Source organism: Paenibacillus swuensis, assembly GCF_001644605.1.
Lineage (GTDB): Bacteria > Bacillota > Bacilli > Paenibacillales > DY6 > Paenibacillus_N > Paenibacillus_N swuensis.
This window is the reverse complement of the sequence record NZ_CP011388.1, coordinates 94925-111989: the sequence shown is the minus strand read 5'-3', so window position 1 is coordinate 111989 and position 17065 is coordinate 94925. Positions and strand designations below refer to the sequence as shown.

Genomic DNA, 17065 nt, shown 5'->3' with positions numbered 1-17065 from the left:
GGATTTATTATGGCTAAATCTATTCGTATCGGTATGATCGGTTACAAATTTATGGGTAAGGCACACAGCAACGCATACCGCACCCTTCCTATGTTCTTCCCGGGCACGGCTAAGCCCGTGATGAAAGCCATCTGCGGCAGAGACCCGCAAGGCTTGGAAACCGCGGCCGCGCAGTTCGGCTGGGAAAGCGCCGAAACCGACTGGCGCAAGCTCGTGGAGCGCGACGATATCGATCTCATCGATATCAACGCCCCGAGCAACGCGCACAAAGAAATCGCCATTGCCGCCGCTAAAGCCGGCAAGCATCTGTTCTGCGAGAAGCCGCTGGCGCTGACGCTGGCGGATTCCCGCGAAATGCTCGCGGCGGCGGAAGAAGCGGGCGTGACGCACATGGTGGGCTTCAACTACCGCTTCGCGCCGGCGGTTCTGCTGGCGAAGAAGCTGGTGGAGGAGGGACGACTCGGCAAGATTCACCACTTCCGCGCGTGGTTCCTGCAGGATTGGATCGTCGACCCGAACTTCCCGCTGGTCTGGCGGCTGGATAAAGAAGTGGCGGGCTCGGGATCGCACGGCGACCTGGGGGCGCATCTGATTGACTTGGCGCATTTCCTGGTCGGCGACATGGAAGAGGTCATCGGCATGAGCGAGACGTTCGTCAAGGAGCGGCCGATTGCGGATTCCATGTCGGGACTCAGCGCCAAGGGCAGCGAAGATGCACCTAAAGGGCCGGTCACCGTGGATGACGCCACTTTATTCCTCGCGCGCTTCGCGAATGGCGCGCTTGGCAGCTTCGAGGCGACCCGTTTCGCTCCGGGTCACCGTTGCACGAACTCGTTCGAAATTAACGGCAGCCTCGGCAGCGTGAAGTTTGATTTCGAACGGATGAACGAGCTGCAAGTCTACTTCACCAGTGACGATGCGGACGTGCAGGGCTTCCGCCGTGTACTCGCTACGGACGGCGCGCATGCCTATGCGGATGCGTGGTGGCCGGCAGGGCATACGATCGGCTACGAGCACACCTTCATCCATGAGATGGTGGAACTGCTTGACGCGATGGAGAATGACAGACAACCTTCGCCGAATTTTCATGACGGCGTGAAATGTCAGGCCGTGCTGGAAGCGGTCGACAAGTCCATCGATGATCGCCGGTGGGTGCGAATCGACGAAATGTAAACCTGAGATAGGCGCACTTTATTATAAACCCACACGTAAACGCACACGTAAACGTACACGTAAATTCGAAAGCGGGGAAGCACAGTGAAGAAAGCGTTAATTTTTCAAGGCGGTTGGGACGGTCATCAACCGAAAGAAGTATCTGAAATTTTTGGCAACCTGCTGAGAGAAGCTTCATTCGAGGTTGAGATTTCAGATACGCTGGACTGCTTGCTGGATGAAGCGAAGCTGGCGGAAATTGATCTGTTTGTTCCGGTATGGACAATGGGCACCATTACACAGGAGCAACTGAAACCGTTGCTGAACGCGGTAACGAATGGTGCTGGCATTGCCGGTTGTCACGGAGGCATGGGGGATTCCTTCCGGAATGAAACCGAATTTCAATACATGGTAGGGGGGCAATGGGTAGCCCATCCGGGTAATGACGGCGTCCAGTATCAAGTTGAAATGACAAGCCGCAATCATCCGCTGACTGAAGGAATCGAAGACTTCACGGTGGTCTCGGAGCAATATTACATGCATGTGGACCCGGCGAATGAAGTATTGGCAACCAGCAGCTTCGGGGATGTCAAGATGCCTGTCGCATGGACAAAGAAATACGGCGAAGGCAAGGTATACTACAATTCCCTTGGTCATCAGGCGAACATCGTCAGTATGCCGGAAACATTGGAAATGATGCGAAGAGGGTTCCTTTGGGCGACGCGATAAGAGTCAGTGAAAGGCATTTTAAATGGAAAGAGTCGGTGATCCGGTTGGATAAGGTGAAAGTGGGTATTATAGGTTGCGGTAATATTAGCGGTATTTATTTCAAAAATTGTAAGCAATACGAGAACTTGGACTTGGTGGCCTGCGCGGACTTGGATGTGAATCGCGCGCAAGCCCGCGCCGAAGAATTCGGCGTTCCCAAGGCGTACAGTGTCGATGAGTTGTTAGCGGATACGGACATTGAGATCGTTATCAACCTGACCATACCGGCTTCGCATGCCGACATATGTATGAAGGCGCTTAACGCGGGCAAGCATGTTTATGTGGAAAAGCCAATTGTCGTTACCCGCGAAGAGGGCCGCGCCTTGTTGGCGTTGGCGAATGAGAAGGGGTTGCGTGTGGCTTCGGCTCCCGAAACCTTTATGGGCGGCGGAATCCAAACCTGCCGTAAGTTGATTGAGGACGGCGAGATCGGTGCGCCTGTCGCGGCGACGGGTTTCATGATGTGCGGAGGTCATGAGAACTGGCATCCTGACCCGGCTTTTTATTATCAGGCAGGCGGCGGGCCGATGTTTGATATGGGACCGTATTATTTAACCGCCTTTGTGACATTGCTTGGACCGATTGTCCGCGTGACAGGATCAGCGAAAGTTACACATGAAGAACGCACGATTACAAGTCAGCCTAAATATGGCGAGAAAATCGCGGTGAAGACGCCTACCCATATTGCGGGTGTCCTAGATTTCGCAAGCGGTGCGGTGGGTACGCTTATCACCTCCTTTGATACGCCTGCCGGCTGCGGTTTACCGAGTATTGAAATTTACGGCACGGAGGGCACGTTGAGCGTTCCCGATCCGAACAGTTTCGGAGGCAAGGTACAGCTGCGGCGTGCAGGCTCTTCCGAATGGACGGAAATCCCGTTGACTCACGGATTTACGGATAACAACCGCGGCATCGGGGTAGCCGATTTGGCGTATGCCATTCGTTCCGGGCGTCAACATCGGGCGAACGGCGAGATGGCCTATCATGTGCTTGAAGCGATGCACGGTTTCCATGACGCGTCGACGGAAGGCCGGCATTATGTAATGGAAAGCACTTGTGAGAAGCCGCAAGCGATTCCTGCAGGAAGCGGATTCAGTGTGCTTTACTAGTTACGAGCGATGAACAACTCAAATAAGCGTCCCTTACAAGAACAACGTGGAATCGTTGAGCTTGGGGACGCTTTTTTTGCTTGTCTATTTATGGACTTCCGCAGCAGCGGGAATATGTTCTTGCAGCAAGCCTACCAGCTCAGCCTGCTTTTCCGGACCGCAATGCTTCCAGATCGTTTCGAACATAACACCTAAACCGGGGAGAGCCTGTTCGCTCGCGTCCACCGAATTGTTAATCATATCCTGAATGTCTTCGTTGGATTTGTCCTGAACTTTTTGCAACACAGCTTGCCTTAACGTAATTAAAATCATCGGCCATAACCCTCCGTCTTCAAATATTCACCATCTTACTGTGTGTATAAACTCCGAAAATTATCCAAGCGGCTGACCAATTTTTTGGGGAAATGACAAGGATCGTGATATACTTATAGCATAAAAAAACGTCTGGAGTTTAGCATATATGGAAATTACGTCGGTTGCGAATACACGGGCCAAGGCTTGGGTTCAGTTGTTGCAAAAGAAAGGCAGAGAACAACAAGGTAAATTCCTGATTGAGGGCACTCATCTGGTGATTGAAGCTCTGAAGTCAGGCGCTGAGGTGGAGACGGTAGTCTATTCCCTGGAGCGGGGCATCCCGGAAGAGTTAGCGCCCTGGGCAGGCGAAGGCGGAGAGTGGATTGCCGCATCGGACGCGGTCATTGCGAGGTGTACGGATGCGCAGACACCGCAACCTGTATTCGCTATCGTGCAGAAGCGGCAGCTGTCGCCCCAGTGCTTGTTGGATGAACAAGAAGCGGCTCTCGTTATTGTCGTGGATGGTGTGCAGGATCCCGGCAACTTAGGCACGATCATTCGTTCCGCGGATGCGGTGGGCGCAACAGGTGTACTTTTGGGCAAGGGAACGGTGGATGTTTACAATCCCAAGACGATACGGTCTACGATGGGTTCTTTGTTTCATTTGCCTGTTGTGGAAGGCGCACTGAGTGAATGGTTGCCCCGCGCAGCGGATACCGGTGTGAATGTAGTCGGGACAAGCCTGCAGGCGGAACATCCTCTCTATGCGCAGGATTTCAAGGCGTCTACCTGGATCATTGTAGGGAACGAAGCGGCTGGGGTAAGTCCAGAGGCGGAAGCGTTCGTTACGGATCGTGTAATCATTCCGATGCGCGGTGAAGCGGAATCGCTGAATGTGGCTATGGCTGCGACCGTCCTGCTCTATGAAGCCATGCGGCAGCGGGGGGCATATTGACTGAAGTAAAGCTCAAGCTCAACGGCTTAACGCCGCTGAGCTTGAGGTTTATTTGTTATGAGACTCCTTTACCGTATGCTGCAACATTTGTTTACGGTATTGCATAGGGGGGGAAATGCCTTTGGCGCGTTTAAACTGCTTGATAAAGTAGCTGGGTGAATTAAAGCCGCTTTCCAACGCGATTTCGGTCACACTTGGGGACATGCTGATTAGCAGCTGCTCTGCTTTACGCAGGCGGAGAAAGAGTATGTAAGAAGTGAGCGAAGTTTGCATCAGTTGTTTAAACCAGAAGGCACAACGGCTGTAACTCATCATACTGATTTGAGCCACATCGGTGGCAGAAAGTTGTTCATGGCAGTTATCATTCAAATAAACCAAGGTCTTACGGAACAAGTCCAATTTACCAGGGTCTTGAGTAGTAAGCGTAGTGTAATCCCCGTCAAGATCTCAAGAATTTCGCAGTAACCATACGACCAGTTCCACCGGCAACCTAAGTTCGGCCAAACGTTTCAAGGTTATGCCGATGATTCCTGTGGGGCTCGCGGTCAAACTTGGGCGATTGGAGGATATACTTATGCTTATAAGTATACCAGGGATAAGAAATACCTTGAACTTGCCCGAAGCTGACGGAGGTATACATAGACCGTGTGGAATCGGATTATGTTCCATTGTGGGATTTCTCTGTGCCGAACCCCTCGGAAGCTTTGCGCGACTCGTCCGCGGCAGCCATTGCGGCTGCCTCCTTGCTCGAACTTGCGGAGCATGTAGAAGGAGAAGAGAAGGAACAGTATATTCAATTCGCCGCACAAACATTGAATAGTTTATATGAAAATTACAGCACGAAGGAACAGCCTGACAACGAAGGTCTTCTGGTTAACGCATGCGGGCACCATCCCGCTGGATCCGATATCGATTGCTCGTTGATTTATGGCGATTATTATTATGCAGAGGCCGTTACGCGGTTGTTGGGCAAGGGTAAAGGATATTGGTAGTCATGTAAGACAGCATTGGAGCGCTCACTTCTCAGGAAGTGAGCGTTTTATGTTTCAATAGTGTGTGAATGTGTTCTGGAGTTTTCGGTATTCACCGGGAGTGAGTCCTGTATGTCTTTTGAACATTTTCGTAAAGTGTCCAAGATGATTGTATCCCGTTCGCAGGCTGATTTCTGTCACATTCAAATCGGTTGTCCTAAGTAAATTGGCAGCGCTTTTCAACCGTAGATTCGTCACGTAATCTATATAGCTTGACCCGGTTACCATTTTTAACATGCTGCTGAATGAAGAAGGGGACATATGGGACAGCGCCGCAAGCTCTTCCAGCCTTAGTTCCTTATCATAATGGTTATCTATATAACGAATGGCCTTATGAAATGCCTCGTGATGGTAAGCAATCTTCTGTTTTTCACCACTGCCTTTTTTATGACGGGTATATTCCCTGCCGATCATCACCAGAAGCTTCAGCAGCTCTGCTTTGATAGCCAGTTGAAAGTTCTCTTCCTGATCTGCCCATTACGTTCTTAGTGAACCAATCAGAGCTTCAATCTGAATTTGCTTATGTGCTGCAAAATGGAGTTTCGGTACCACATTCTCCTCGGATATAAAAGGCTGAATATACGCAAAGTCCATGAACGTGTGCATGTGTGAGAGGTCCTTCATGTTTTCGCTGATACAATGGGGCATGAAGTCAATTTGAATGAGCTGAATCGGCCACTCTTCACGATTGGACAGCCTGTGCTCCAAACCGGGAGGGATGGAGAGTAAATCACCTTTGGTAAGGTTAAATTCTTTGCCCACCGTATAATGTAAACAACTGCCTGTCATCACATAACTGAGTTGCAAATGCTCATGAGCGTGCAGGACGGTATTCACTGCGGTACCTTCACAAACACTAATTTTGAAAGGGAAATTCTCCGCCAGCACGCCTTTGTATGGATATATCGGAAATTCGTTCATGTCGTTCTCCTAAGGTATCCTCGATTTTCTGGTACTCTAAACATAGCATGTTTTGGAAAGTAAATTCTCTCATCTTGAACAACTTCTAAAGATTCTCATTGATTCTTCCAAATATACTCTAACAGGAAATTTTACCAAGAGATCTATAATGAAAATGATAAAGAGAGGGGAGGGACAATGAAAGATCTGCTTAAACCGGATCTCAGTTGTATCGAACACGCATTTGTGAAAGCGTGCTCATCTTAGTGCAATGAATCATTAGTTTATTGGCGCTTACTTATTTCAAAAGGAGGTATCATTAGTGAGAAAGAAGAAGGCAAGTCGATCAATTAGCATGCTAATGATCTTAACCATGCTGTTAACTTCAATAGGGGGAATTCTTCCGTTCCCTGAACTGAAAGCGGAAGCGGCTGCACTGTCTCCCTTCCTGCCGGAGGCTGATGCAGGGATTATATCGAGAACGACGATGGATACAGCATCCGGAAAGCCCTTTGCGGATACGAACTATGATAATCCGGGGGCCAGCCAAGCGGCGTTGAGAAGCAATAATCCCGCTGACACCTGGCAGGCATTGATGAGATTTGATTTGACGAATGTACCCAGCACTAAAGTTTCCAGTGCAAGGGTTAAAGTACATGCGTTCCCGGAAACCAATTCACAACCGGTTACGGTGAGTGTATATGCCGTATCGGATGATACATGGAATGAAACGACAGTGACCTGGAATACTAAGCCGCTATCGGATGCTGTACCGCTCGGATCCTTTATTGTCCAGGCCGGTGCTGCTAAAGCGTATTATGAAATACCCATAACCAGTTACATTGTAAACGAGAAAGTCAAGGATGGTAAAGCAAGCATTCTATTTGTAAATAGCACCGGTAATTCGCAATCCGTGAAAATGTATACCAAAGAAGCATATGTCGGCGCACAGCCATTCCTGGTTGTGGATCAGGATATTGAAGCCCCTCAAATTCAAAGTTCAAGCGTAAGTGCGGACTTTAAGAGCATCACTTTGAACTTCGATGAGAACCTGACCGATAATACGTCGGACAATTTGAAGAGTAAGGTCAATCTTGCTACTAATGGCGTGAGCTTTCAGGCATTAGCAGCAGGAGATACGGTCGCAATTAATGGCAAACAAATGACAGTTACTTTGGCTAGTGCGCTATCAGGAGCTACCAATAAGATCAAGGTCTTGGCAGGTGCGCTTAAAGATGCGTATGAGAATACCAATACAGCCGATCTGATCTCAACGCCCTTGGCAGGAGTACCGGTTGTTCTGAATAAAGAGGTGCTTGCGAACACTTTGCCCGAAGCAGACGCTTATGTATCAAGTGTATTAGCGGAAAGAGATGTGACTTACAATGGAGCGACATCTCCTAACCAAATCATTTTAAGGGAAACCGACGCCGCATTGACAAATTCCAAAAGAGGGTATTTGCGGGCTGGTTTATCCTCAATACCTGCTGATACCAACGGTATTACAGTGACATTGAAGGTATACAGCGAATCTTCTAGCGTAACATCGAATATTTACGTTTACGCAGTCAACACAGATACCTGGGATGAGGCGACCCTTACCTGGAATACCAGGCCGGATGGCGGTGCGTATGGGGAAAAAGTAGGCGAGTTTGTTATGACGCCAACTACCGGTGGATATTTTGAAGCCGATATTACCGCCTATGCTCTTGCGCAGAAGGCTCTTGGCAAGAAAGTGAACGTCGTTCTGGTAAACGTGCTTGGGGCTCCGCAGAGAAATATTAAATCGAAAGAAAGATATGTCGGACAGCAGCCGTTTCTTGTTGTCTACAAGACAATTTACGGCGCTCAGATTACGGCAAACAATGTGAATGTAACAAATTATCAAAAGAAGGTAGCGGTTACCTTAAGTGAAGCTCCTACGCTTAACACTACTGCGAATCTGAAAAATGCCATTATGGTTTCTAATGATAAAGGGGTAACCTTTAAACCTCTTACAGTATGGGACAATGTCAGCTTGAACGGAAATCAACTGGTTATTGATTTCCTTAACCCTCTGTTGGGCGTCAGCAATGTAATCAAGGTTTTGGGAAATACACTGAAAGACAGCACAGGAAATATTCAAACGGATGCTTTGTTAACAAATATTTTTGCGGCAGGGCCGATTCCGAATCCCGCTCTTGCTCCAAGGAAGCCTGTACTTAATTTTGCAAAGAATGTTCCCAATATTAATCAAACTTTACTCAATACTTACGCTAATGTTCACCCAAAAATTTTTATAGATGCCCAAAGGGTGAGTGAGCTTAGAGCCGCAATTTTACCTAATGGTTCGCACAACGCATTATGGAATAAATTTGCGCTGCAAGAAGCTAATGAACTATTAAAGACGCCTCCAGCCGTTAATTTTACAGATGGTGATCTGGGGGAATTGTGGCAAAAGTTTGTTGCCAGTACTACTCAAAACCTAGCCACTTCAGCACTGTTAACACAAAAAAAATCAGTAGAGGATACAAGATGGTTTGAAGCGGAGGACTCAACTTTCACCGGTACCACTGCATCTGGAACAGATGATGCTGCTTCCGGCGGCAAATATGTGGATACCGGTAAAACAAGCATTACAGCACTACCAACACCTGCTGAAAAAGCGGATGTGGAATTCAAGGTTACTCTTCCAGCCACACAGGCTTATAAAGTATGGGCCCGAGTATCCACGGATTCTGCAAATCCTGTATTCCACTTGGCAGCAGACATCGGAAACTATCTGCAAGCCCCTGCATTTACAGCAGGAGCCTGGAAATGGGTTAAAGTAGCCGATTTCTCCTCCCTTGCAGAAGGTGAGCATATCCTAAAAGTCATGACCACTGCCAAGTTGGATAAACTCATGATAACGGCGGATGCGGCGTTTACACCTTCCGGGGTTGGCACTGAGCAGCATTGGAAGGAAGTGGAGGATGCGATCGTAACCTCTCCTATGATGATCTATTCGGATGATACGACGGCTTCCAGAGCTAAATATGTTACTGTGAAAACGGGTTCTGATGTAACAGCTACCCCTGCGAATGGTGCAACAGGCGATATCAACTACTCATTTGACGCAAGCCAAGGAAGCTATGATGTATGGGTAAGAGTGAAGACGGATAACGTGAGTAAAAATGGCTTCTTCTATAGCGTTGACAGTGGAGCATATTCAACTGCAGCACCTACGATTAGTAAGATTCATGAGTGGCAGTGGGTAAAAGTTACCACATTGAATAACCTTTCTAAGGGTCGACACAACTTGGATATCAAATACAAACATATTAAGCTCAAGATGGATACGATTCTCGTAACTTCTGACACAGCGTCAGCTGCGCCCAATGACCCCAATAAATACCTTATGGCAGCCAAACAGTGGGCCATGGCATCTGTCAGCTATAATACTTGGGGGAAGGGTCATGAACCAACAAGTACCCAGTGGAATCTGAACAGTGACCTTGCACCCGCACATCAGCTAGAATCACTTGCCATCGTATATGACTGGTTACAAGACAGTTTAAATGCGACTGAACGGAAGTTAATTCTTGACAAGCTGATTTATATGGGCGAGTACATGTATAATACCTTAGCCGGTGAAAATCAGCAGTATAGTTGGTTCATGTACAGTTATTTGAATAATCATCTTTGGTTGACTGTAGGTGGCCTTGAGCTTGCAGGGGCAGCTATTTATGGGGATTACCCTGCAGCGAAAAGATGGTTTAACTTAGCAGTAGAAAAACTGGACAATGTTATGGGCTATTTATCGGATGATGGCAGCAGTCAAGAGGGACCCGGATATTGGAGTTATGGTACAAGCGGTTTATTAAAATACATGGAGGTAACCAATAAGCTCTTAGGTATCAATTATTTTGAATCCGAAGGGGTTAAACATACCTTTGATTTCAGATTATATAACTCGCTGCCGATTAATGCCAGTTCGACTCTGAACTTTATGGTTGATTCACAAGATACCTTCAGGGATAATTACGGCCAAACAAATAATTCATTAATTCGAAATTTAGCCAGATTATATAAGGATGGTACGGCACAGTGGCTTGTTGAGCAATTCATCCAAAAAGGTATAGATTCAAGGAATACAATGGATTTTGGTGATTTGCTCTTCTACGATCATGCTCTCTTACCGGTTGATCCTGGTACGGCGGGTAAGCCATCCTTAAAATTGTTTGATGATTTGGGACTGGTGTACGCTAGGAGCGACTGGTCAGGTGATGAGTCATTAGTTAATTTCAAATCGGGGGCTTATGTCGGGAAAAAATCGATAGAGTTGAACCCAGGCAGTAAAGATGGATATGCAAATGGAGGACATGTACATCCGGATCAAAATCATTTTAGCATATTCGGCAATGGCGAATGGCAAATCAGAGATGATGGTTACGCAGCAAAGTATACAAGCAGCCACAACACCCTCCTGATCAATAATCTTGGCCAGCTGGGAGACGGCAATGCCAATGGTGATTTAGGGAACGGTCCATTGTGGGGCGGTGGCGATACGGAGCAAATGGCTGCCCAACATGCTGCACCTACCATTGATAAGCATATTTCAACACTGGCATTAGATTATTTTGTTGGTGATGCTGCGTCACAATATCATGTGAACAAAGGGTTGACTAAGTATAAAAGGCATATGATCTATCTGAAGCCGGATGTACTGATTGTGGTAGATGATCTCGCCCTAAATGCTCCACAAAATCTGGAATTAAGGTTCTTCCCGGAGCAAAACACTTTTATTAAAACAGGTTCGAAGTACTTAACCGTAGGCCAGAAGTCCAAGCTTGAATTTACCCCGTTAACCCCGGACGGTGTAACGGTGAAAGCAGAGAACGTTAATTACTATGATCGTGATAACAAGGCTACTCCTAAGCTGGCGTACCGTTTACAGAACAATACCGCTGTATGGCAGAACGTTTCTGCATTCGCATGGTCGAGCAAAACCAGTACACCGAAGCAAGTAAGTCTGACTAATCGTGTTGGCTCGGTGTATACCTTTGAAGTTGGAGACAAAAAAATAACAGTTGATATAAACACCATGACTACGGAGGTATCCAACATTACGGTTAGCGAGAGAACCAAAGGTACGGATGCCAGTATTGCCGGAGTGTATCAGAACGGCATCTTGATGAATAATTTCTCTGCCGACACGCTGAATTACGAATACACATTAAAAACTACAGTGCCGCCGGAATTAACAGTTATTCCTTCAGACAGTTATGCAAAAGTAAATATTACAGCACCGAGCAAACTGCCTGGAGAGTTTAAGATTGATGTCACCTCGGAGGATGGCAGCAATCACAGAACGTATACCATTAAATACAATATGGTACTCAATACAGGGGTCGGCAATGTCCATGTGAACCTGGTTGAGGAATCGGAATCTTCAGGCATCCTAAAGGTTCCAACGACCGGGGACTACACGACTCTAGACAACGATTTGGTTAGCTATTGGGGTTTGCTTCCTGACGGAGCCTGGATTCAGTATGATTTTGGCGAATTGAAAAGAATCCATACTGCACGGATCGCATTTGCTAGCGGAAATAAGAGAACGGCAAAGTTCGACCTTATGGTATCCACGGATAAAGTAACCTGGAAACAGGTTTACACGGGTGTAAGCAGTGGTTTAACCTTGGAACCGCAGACATTTACATTTGACCCCGTAGACGCAAGGTACTTTAGGGTGGTTGGACATGGAAATTCGCTCAGTGGCTGGAACAGCTTCTCCGAAATCGGTGTACTAGGAGAAGATATTCCAGATCAGGAGCTTCCGACAGGACCAACCAACCTGGCAGCATCCAAAGTAACGCAAACATCGTTTACGTTAAGCTGGACGGCATCCACGGATAATGTTGGCGTAACCGGCTACAAAGTATTCTCCGGCAGCACGCTGCTGGATACAGTAACCGGAACAGTCTATCAAGTTACAGGTTTGACTGCCGGAACTGACTACAATATGACGGTTAAGTCTATTGATGCGGCAGGGAATGAATCGGATGCAAGCGAGGCTTTGGTTGTCACAACGAATACAGCCGTTGTAGTACCCCCGGCAGATACACAAGCACCGACAGTTCCGGCTGGGCTTAAGGCATCTCTCATAACACACACCTCATTTAAGTTAAGCTGGATGGCATCTACAGACGCTGTTGGCGTAACGGGCTACAAGGTGTTCTCCGGCAGTACGCTGCTGGGCACAATAACGGGTACCACATATAATGTTACTGGTTTGAAAGATGGCACTTTGTACAGAATGACGGTGAAGGCTATCGATGCGGCAGGGAATGAATCGGGTGCAAGCAAGGTATTGGCGGTTGTAACCAAGCGCAAGAAGTAAAAAACGGCAAGCAAATCCATAATTGTATCTCACATGGCAAGATAGCAGAATAGCTGTCCTGCCATGTGTATACATATAATACCAGTTTATAGAGGGGGGGGATGGGTAGCCTATTTCATCGCAGAGATCGAATTGTTTTTAAGAAGATTGTAAGCGATTACAGAAAATGAACTGGAGATGATTAATGTATGGGATCACTTTTTAACAAGAAATTATTGACATTATGTTTAGTCGTGGCACTGTCTTTCATGACAACTGGTGGACTCTTCGGCACTCCAAGCGCCCAAGCTGCCTTGGCACTGCCTCATTGGGAGAGCTTCGAGAATGGAGTGGCAAACGAATTTACTACGGTTAGCGGTACTTGGTTTATCACAAGCGAAGGGACCCAAACCTACGGGGCGGGTTATAGCACCTCACTAGCCAGGGTAGTAGCGGGGGAATCCACATGGTCCAACTATTCTGTAGAATCCAAGGTGAGAGTCAACTATTGGGGGGATCCCACCACTCAATCCGTCGGACTGATGGGCAGATATACGGATGCGGATAACTACTACATGTTTACTTATGAAGCACCAGGCGAGCTTCGGATTAAGAAAAAAAATAATTCTAACCTGACTATTCTGCAGAGCAAGGCATTTACCTTTAATACGAATAAATGGTACACTTTCCGTGCCGAAATGAACGGCAGCACGATCCGTTTTTATGTGGATGGCAAGCTTGAACTTGAGGTGCAGGATACTGCCTTTACGAGCGGTAAGGCAGGGCTGCTCTCTGTATACGGCAGCAGCTGCTTCGATGATGTGCGGATTATAGGTATGAGTACGCCAAGTGGTACCATAATCGAGTATGCGCTAGACAATCTTGGAACATTCAAAACAGTTATTCAGGGCACCAGTTCCATTACAAATGTGTCCAATCCGGTTAGGAGAGGGACAAGTTCCTTTAAGCATGTTACATCAGGGGATCCGAAACGTGCCGAGATTGATGATGACTGGACTAAGTACGATGCCAAGACGAACAGCTATTACTATGGCCTTTCCTACTTTATTCCGGATGATGGAACCTTTACGGATACCCTGAGGCAAATCGTTGGCCAATTGCGGTTCAGTAATATTACAACGGCCCCTGCTACCAAGCCGAATTGTGAAATGTCAGGGCATGGGGGATCCGGTCATCACCTAACACTCTGGGAAGGGAATTGGAGATATTCGCTACAGCATCAGGACCCCGCGAAAGCTTCATGCGCAGGCCTGATCAACAAAGAATTTACTCTCATCCCCATTAAAAAGGGTGTATGGACGGACATTGTCATACATGCAAAATTCAGGCATACCACGGATGGGTTTATTAAGATCTGGATGGCAGAAGATGGCGGCGGATATAAACAAGTCCTGAATTACTATGGAAGTACATGGTTTGACAAATATCAGGACAGCAGCTCCTTGGCAGGAATAGATGTGAAGGCGCCCAACTTCACCTTCGGACAATACTGGAGTAACAGCACATTACAGCGTACCAACTATACGGATCAGGCAAGAGTATATCAGGTGAGTACTTCACTCGATGATTACAAAACGGGTTTCAATATGGTTCGGCCGGAGCAATAAGCCAAAAAGTCATTGAAATAATCACAATCATTGTATCCTACATGGCATGATAGCATAATCGCTGTTGTGCCATGTGTTTACATACATAATGCATTCAGGAGGAGGGATTGAATTTACATAAACATCATTCATACGCCGAAGTTTGAAGTTTTTATTTCTCTATTCGTGAAAACGATTACAAATCAGGCAAAGGTACGGCTGGAACAATTACATAAGAAAATGGTTTCGTAAACCGGTGCTAATGTTAACGTCCCTGAGCTTAGTTGCTCAATTGGTATCGGCCTCGGGTGCAATGGCTTTTAACCATTCAGGAGGAATGCATTCGGAGCTCCAACTGAGTTCGGCGAAAGGGAACGCCTCGAATGGAATCCAACCTTGGTTGGATTCCAAGAATGCGCTGGTTGCCAGAGCAGATAGCTACATGTCGGAAGAGTCGAGTGCTATAGCGGATCTAAGCTATTACCAGTAAAGCAGGACGCAATGCCGCATCGGCGCTCCTGAACAGGGATGTGAGAGCTGCTTATACCACTGCTCTGGCGTATCGAATTACCGGCAACAACATTTATACTGACAAGGCAAAGACTTTTCTAAATGACTGGGCTTTTAATAATACTTCGGTTAGTGGGTTTGACGGCACTTTAGTCATGACCTACTCAGGCATTGGTTTATTCACGCTGCTGAGTTGCTTAAGAAATATGGCGGTTGGAGCACAGAAGGCAAGACAGCCTTCGCGAACTGGGTTGATACAGTATATATTGCCAAGGTTGCGAACTATATTAAGAATCATGAGAACAACTGGGGAGACTGGGGTACATATGGCGCCATGGCTGCCTATTATTACAGAGACGATACAGTAAACCTGAATAATGAGATCACTCGTCTAAATGGCAAAATTGATAAGAGTATTGCCGCAGATGGTTCAATGCCCAAGGAGACCGCACGAGGAGATGGTGGGCTTCGGTATACCTACTTTGCACTAGCGCCGATGACAGCTGCAGCGCATATTGCGAAAGAAGCCACAGGCACAGATTTGTTCCAGTGGACTTCTCCAAGCGGCAGAACACTGAAAAGTGCTCTTGATTATCTGTTATATTATTTAAAAAATCCTGGTCAGTGGCCTCATTATACGAACCCTGGGGTTCCGGATACAACAGCGATGTGGAGCTACGATTTATTCGAAGCCATGTCCTCCTACTACGACGATCCGGACTACGAGTCCTATGCAGCTGAGAGAAGGTCGATTATTTATGTTGGGCATCATTATGCATGGAGCTTCCCCACAATTACCAAAGTGGGTATCAAGCTGGTTGATGAGAATTTTTTAATACCCATACAACCGGAAGCCCGCCTAGCGGCTGGACGATTTCGAACTCTGCAAATTCCAGCGCTACCGTATTTGACGTTCCCGGTACGACCGATAAATGCCTAAAGATTACTGACACCAATACTGCTGGGGCAACTTTTCCAAAAAGTTCTTCCCGGACCAGCATGGCTTCATTGAGGCGGAGTGGAAGTTCATCTATAATACGCTGTTTCCTTTTGCCAAATTTGGATTGATGAATAACGATACTTATGCCGTGGAAATGTTTACTGCAGCCTCCAGACTAGTCTATAGAAATAATGGAGGGTCGGATACAGTGCTCCAGACGTTGTCGCCTAACACTTGGTACACGATCAAGCTGGTTGCTAATCCCGTAACAGATAAAGTTGATTATTATGTCAATAATGAACTAAAGGCATCCGGTATCGGCTTCCGCAATGCTGATAACATCGAATTCTCCGGTGGGTGGGGAGGAATAGGCACGATTTATGTGGATCAAGTGAAGTTAACTAATTAGTAGTATACCGCAGTGGTGGACCGTATGATTTAGTAGTAGTACGCCGTTGAGCTCAAGGTTTTATTTCTTAAGAGATTCCGTTTCCGTATGCTGAAGCATTTGCTTGCGGTATTGCATGGGGGAAACGCCTTTGGCGCGCTTGAAGTGCTTGATAAAGTAGCTTGGCGAATTAAATCCGCTTTCCAATGCGATTTCCGTAATGCTTTGGGATCTGTTCAGCAACAGTTGCTCAGCTTTGCGCAGGCGTAGAAAGAGAATATAAGAAGTGAGGGAAGTTTGCATGAGCTGCTTAAACCAATAGGCAAAACGACTGTAACTCATCATGCTGATCTGAGCGACGTCTGTTGCCGACAGCTGTTCATGACAATTCTCATTCAAGTACACCAACGTCTTACGGAACAACTCCAATTTTACCGGATCTTCAATAGAGAGCGTTGGATGTTCCCCATCACGTTCTCCGCCCTGGCGCAACATCCATACAACAAGTTTGTATAGCATCGACGTAACCGCCAATTCAAACCCGTGAGCTTTATTCCGGTACTCATCATGCATCTCCTCGATCCAGTCGCGAATTTGATTCTTCCCTTCAACTTCCGTGGATATCACCTTGTTCCGATGAGGTAACGATGCTGCATAGGGGAGCAGATAACCGAATTGTAACGCCAGGTTCGGCATAGGCCGGAGCAGCTCCGGATCGAAGCCGACCACATAATGCAGCGAAGGGATGTGAGTCGGCACCGTCACCGAATGTACTTCACAGGGATGGATGAGCACCATATCTCCTTCCTTAAGCTCGTAGCTTTGGCTCCCAGTCGTAAGCACCGCGCACCCAAGCGCCATATAAATGATCTCCACATGATAATGCCAATGAGGTGGAATAGAATATCCTTCTTGCTCCGTGGAAAGGTAACCTACATAGAACGGACGGTCGACACCCTTGTCACCGCTCTGGTTTTTATTCTGTTCAAAATAAGGCTTCATGCTGTTCGTATACTCCCTTGCCCGGAAAAATAGAATCGTTATATTATTCGATAGGTTTATTATAGAATGAAA

General features: G+C 47.0%; 14 protein-coding genes and 1 pseudogene. 10 read left to right on the top strand and 5 right to left on the bottom strand.

What is annotated here, in order from left to right:
* The first annotated feature begins 9 nt into the window (after positions 1-9).
* The 3 genes from SY83_RS00610 (at position 10) to SY83_RS00600 (ending at position 3029) form a co-directional block, all read left to right on the top strand.
* Positions 10-1173 carry a Gfo/Idh/MocA family protein gene (locus SY83_RS00610; RefSeq protein WP_068603335.1) on the top strand — a complete coding sequence of 388 codons (1164 nt, stop codon included), beginning with the start codon at positions 10-12 and terminating at the stop codon, positions 1171-1173.
* An 84-nt stretch (positions 1174-1257) separates the two neighbouring features.
* On the top strand, positions 1258-1881 hold the full coding sequence (locus tag SY83_RS00605; RefSeq protein ID WP_068603333.1) for a ThuA domain-containing protein: 624 nt from the start codon (positions 1258-1260) through the stop codon (positions 1879-1881).
* A gap of 44 nt (positions 1882-1925) precedes the next feature.
* Positions 1926-3029 carry a Gfo/Idh/MocA family protein gene (locus SY83_RS00600; RefSeq protein WP_068610687.1) on the top strand — a complete coding sequence of 368 codons (1104 nt, stop codon included), beginning with the start codon at positions 1926-1928 and terminating at the stop codon, positions 3027-3029.
* A gap of 84 nt (positions 3030-3113) precedes the next feature.
* Here SY83_RS00600 and sspI read toward each other — a convergent pair whose 3' ends face one another.
* Complete coding sequence (gene sspI / locus SY83_RS00595; RefSeq protein WP_231891334.1) at positions 3114-3341, bottom strand: small acid-soluble spore protein SspI; 228 nt, start codon at positions 3339-3341, stop codon at positions 3114-3116.
* Between the two features lie 148 nt (positions 3342-3489).
* On the opposite strand from sspI, the gene SY83_RS00590 reads away from it, so the two are divergent.
* Positions 3490-4278 carry a TrmH family RNA methyltransferase gene (locus SY83_RS00590; RefSeq protein ID WP_068603331.1) on the top strand — a complete coding sequence of 263 codons (789 nt, stop codon included), beginning with the start codon at positions 3490-3492 and terminating at the stop codon, positions 4276-4278.
* A gap of 48 nt (positions 4279-4326) precedes the next feature.
* On the opposite strand, the gene SY83_RS00585 is transcribed toward SY83_RS00590, so the two are convergent.
* Positions 4327-4608, bottom strand: a complete 282-nt coding sequence (locus SY83_RS00585; RefSeq protein WP_197479928.1) for a helix-turn-helix domain-containing protein — start codon at positions 4606-4608, stop codon at positions 4327-4329.
* A 317-nt stretch (positions 4609-4925) separates the two neighbouring features.
* Between SY83_RS00585 and SY83_RS00580 the strand changes: the two genes are divergently transcribed.
* The gene (locus tag SY83_RS00580) at positions 4926-5270 is read left to right on the top strand and encodes a hypothetical protein (RefSeq protein ID WP_068603327.1); all 345 of its coding nucleotides are present in this window, start codon (positions 4926-4928) and stop codon (positions 5268-5270) included.
* Between the two features lie 54 nt (positions 5271-5324).
* On the opposite strand, the gene SY83_RS00575 is transcribed toward SY83_RS00580, so the two are convergent.
* Together SY83_RS00575 and SY83_RS00570 are read right to left on the bottom strand one after the other, a co-directional pair.
* Entirely contained in the window at positions 5325-5723 is a 399-nt protein-coding gene (locus SY83_RS00575; RefSeq protein ID WP_068603325.1) for a helix-turn-helix domain-containing protein, read from the bottom strand.
* Between the two features lie 63 nt (positions 5724-5786).
* Positions 5787-6230 carry a cupin domain-containing protein gene (locus SY83_RS00570; RefSeq protein ID WP_068603322.1) on the bottom strand — a complete coding sequence of 148 codons (444 nt, stop codon included), beginning with the start codon at positions 6228-6230 and terminating at the stop codon, positions 5787-5789.
* A 301-nt stretch (positions 6231-6531) separates the two neighbouring features.
* Here SY83_RS00570 and SY83_RS00565 point away from each other — a divergent pair, with 301 nt between their 5' ends.
* The 5 genes and pseudogenes from SY83_RS00565 to SY83_RS23415 all read left to right on the top strand — a co-directional run bounded on the left by SY83_RS00565 (position 6532) and on the right by SY83_RS23415 (position 16012).
* Positions 6532-12567 carry a CBM96 family carbohydrate-binding protein gene (locus SY83_RS00565; RefSeq protein ID WP_068603320.1) on the top strand — a complete coding sequence of 2012 codons (6036 nt, stop codon included), beginning with the start codon at positions 6532-6534 and terminating at the stop codon, positions 12565-12567.
* 248 nt (positions 12568-12815) lie between these two features.
* Positions 12816-14174 carry a heparin lyase I family protein gene (locus tag SY83_RS00560; RefSeq protein WP_197479927.1) on the top strand — a complete coding sequence of 453 codons (1359 nt, stop codon included), beginning with the start codon at positions 12816-12818 and terminating at the stop codon, positions 14172-14174.
* Between the two features lie 316 nt (positions 14175-14490).
* Positions 14491-14643: a hypothetical protein gene (locus SY83_RS23430; RefSeq protein ID WP_231891333.1), complete on the top strand. Its 153-nt coding sequence runs from the start codon at positions 14491-14493 to the stop codon at positions 14641-14643.
* Between the two features lie 40 nt (positions 14644-14683).
* Positions 14684-15603: pseudogene (locus SY83_RS23420) on the top strand (alginate lyase family protein).
* 127 nt (positions 15604-15730) lie between these two features.
* On the top strand, positions 15731-16012 hold the full coding sequence (locus tag SY83_RS23415) for a hypothetical protein (protein ID WP_231891331.1): 282 nt from the start codon (positions 15731-15733) through the stop codon (positions 16010-16012).
* Between the two features lie 60 nt (positions 16013-16072).
* Here the strand turns inward: SY83_RS23415 and SY83_RS00550 are convergent, their stop codons facing one another.
* Positions 16073-16993 (bottom strand): helix-turn-helix domain-containing protein, encoded by a 921-nt coding sequence (locus SY83_RS00550; RefSeq protein WP_068603316.1) that lies wholly within the window; start codon positions 16991-16993, stop codon positions 16073-16075.
* Positions 16994-17065: the final 72 nt, after the last annotated feature.

Coding starts and splice junctions, on each gene's coding strand:
- SY83_RS00610 (WP_068603335.1), top strand. CDS start 10: ATGGCTAAATCTATTCGTATCGGTATGATCGGTTACAAATTTATGGGT.
- sspI (WP_231891334.1), bottom strand. CDS start 3,341: ATGATTTTAATTACGTTAAGGCAAGCTGTGTTGCAAAAAGTTCAGGAC.
- SY83_RS00590 (WP_068603331.1), top strand. CDS start 3,490: ATGGAAATTACGTCGGTTGCGAATACACGGGCCAAGGCTTGGGTTCAG.
- SY83_RS00575 (WP_068603325.1), bottom strand. CDS start 5,723: ATGATCGGCAGGGAATATACCCGTCATAAAAAAGGCAGTGGTGAAAAA.
- SY83_RS00570 (WP_068603322.1), bottom strand. CDS start 6,230: ATGAACGAATTTCCGATATATCCATACAAAGGCGTGCTGGCGGAGAAT.
- SY83_RS00560 (WP_197479927.1), top strand. CDS start 12,816: ATGACAACTGGTGGACTCTTCGGCACTCCAAGCGCCCAAGCTGCCTTG.
- SY83_RS23430 (WP_231891333.1), top strand. CDS start 14,491: ATGCATTCGGAGCTCCAACTGAGTTCGGCGAAAGGGAACGCCTCGAAT.
- SY83_RS23415 (WP_231891331.1), top strand. CDS start 15,731: ATGAATAACGATACTTATGCCGTGGAAATGTTTACTGCAGCCTCCAGA.
- SY83_RS00550 (WP_068603316.1), bottom strand. CDS start 16,993: ATGAAGCCTTATTTTGAACAGAATAAAAACCAGAGCGGTGACAAGGGT.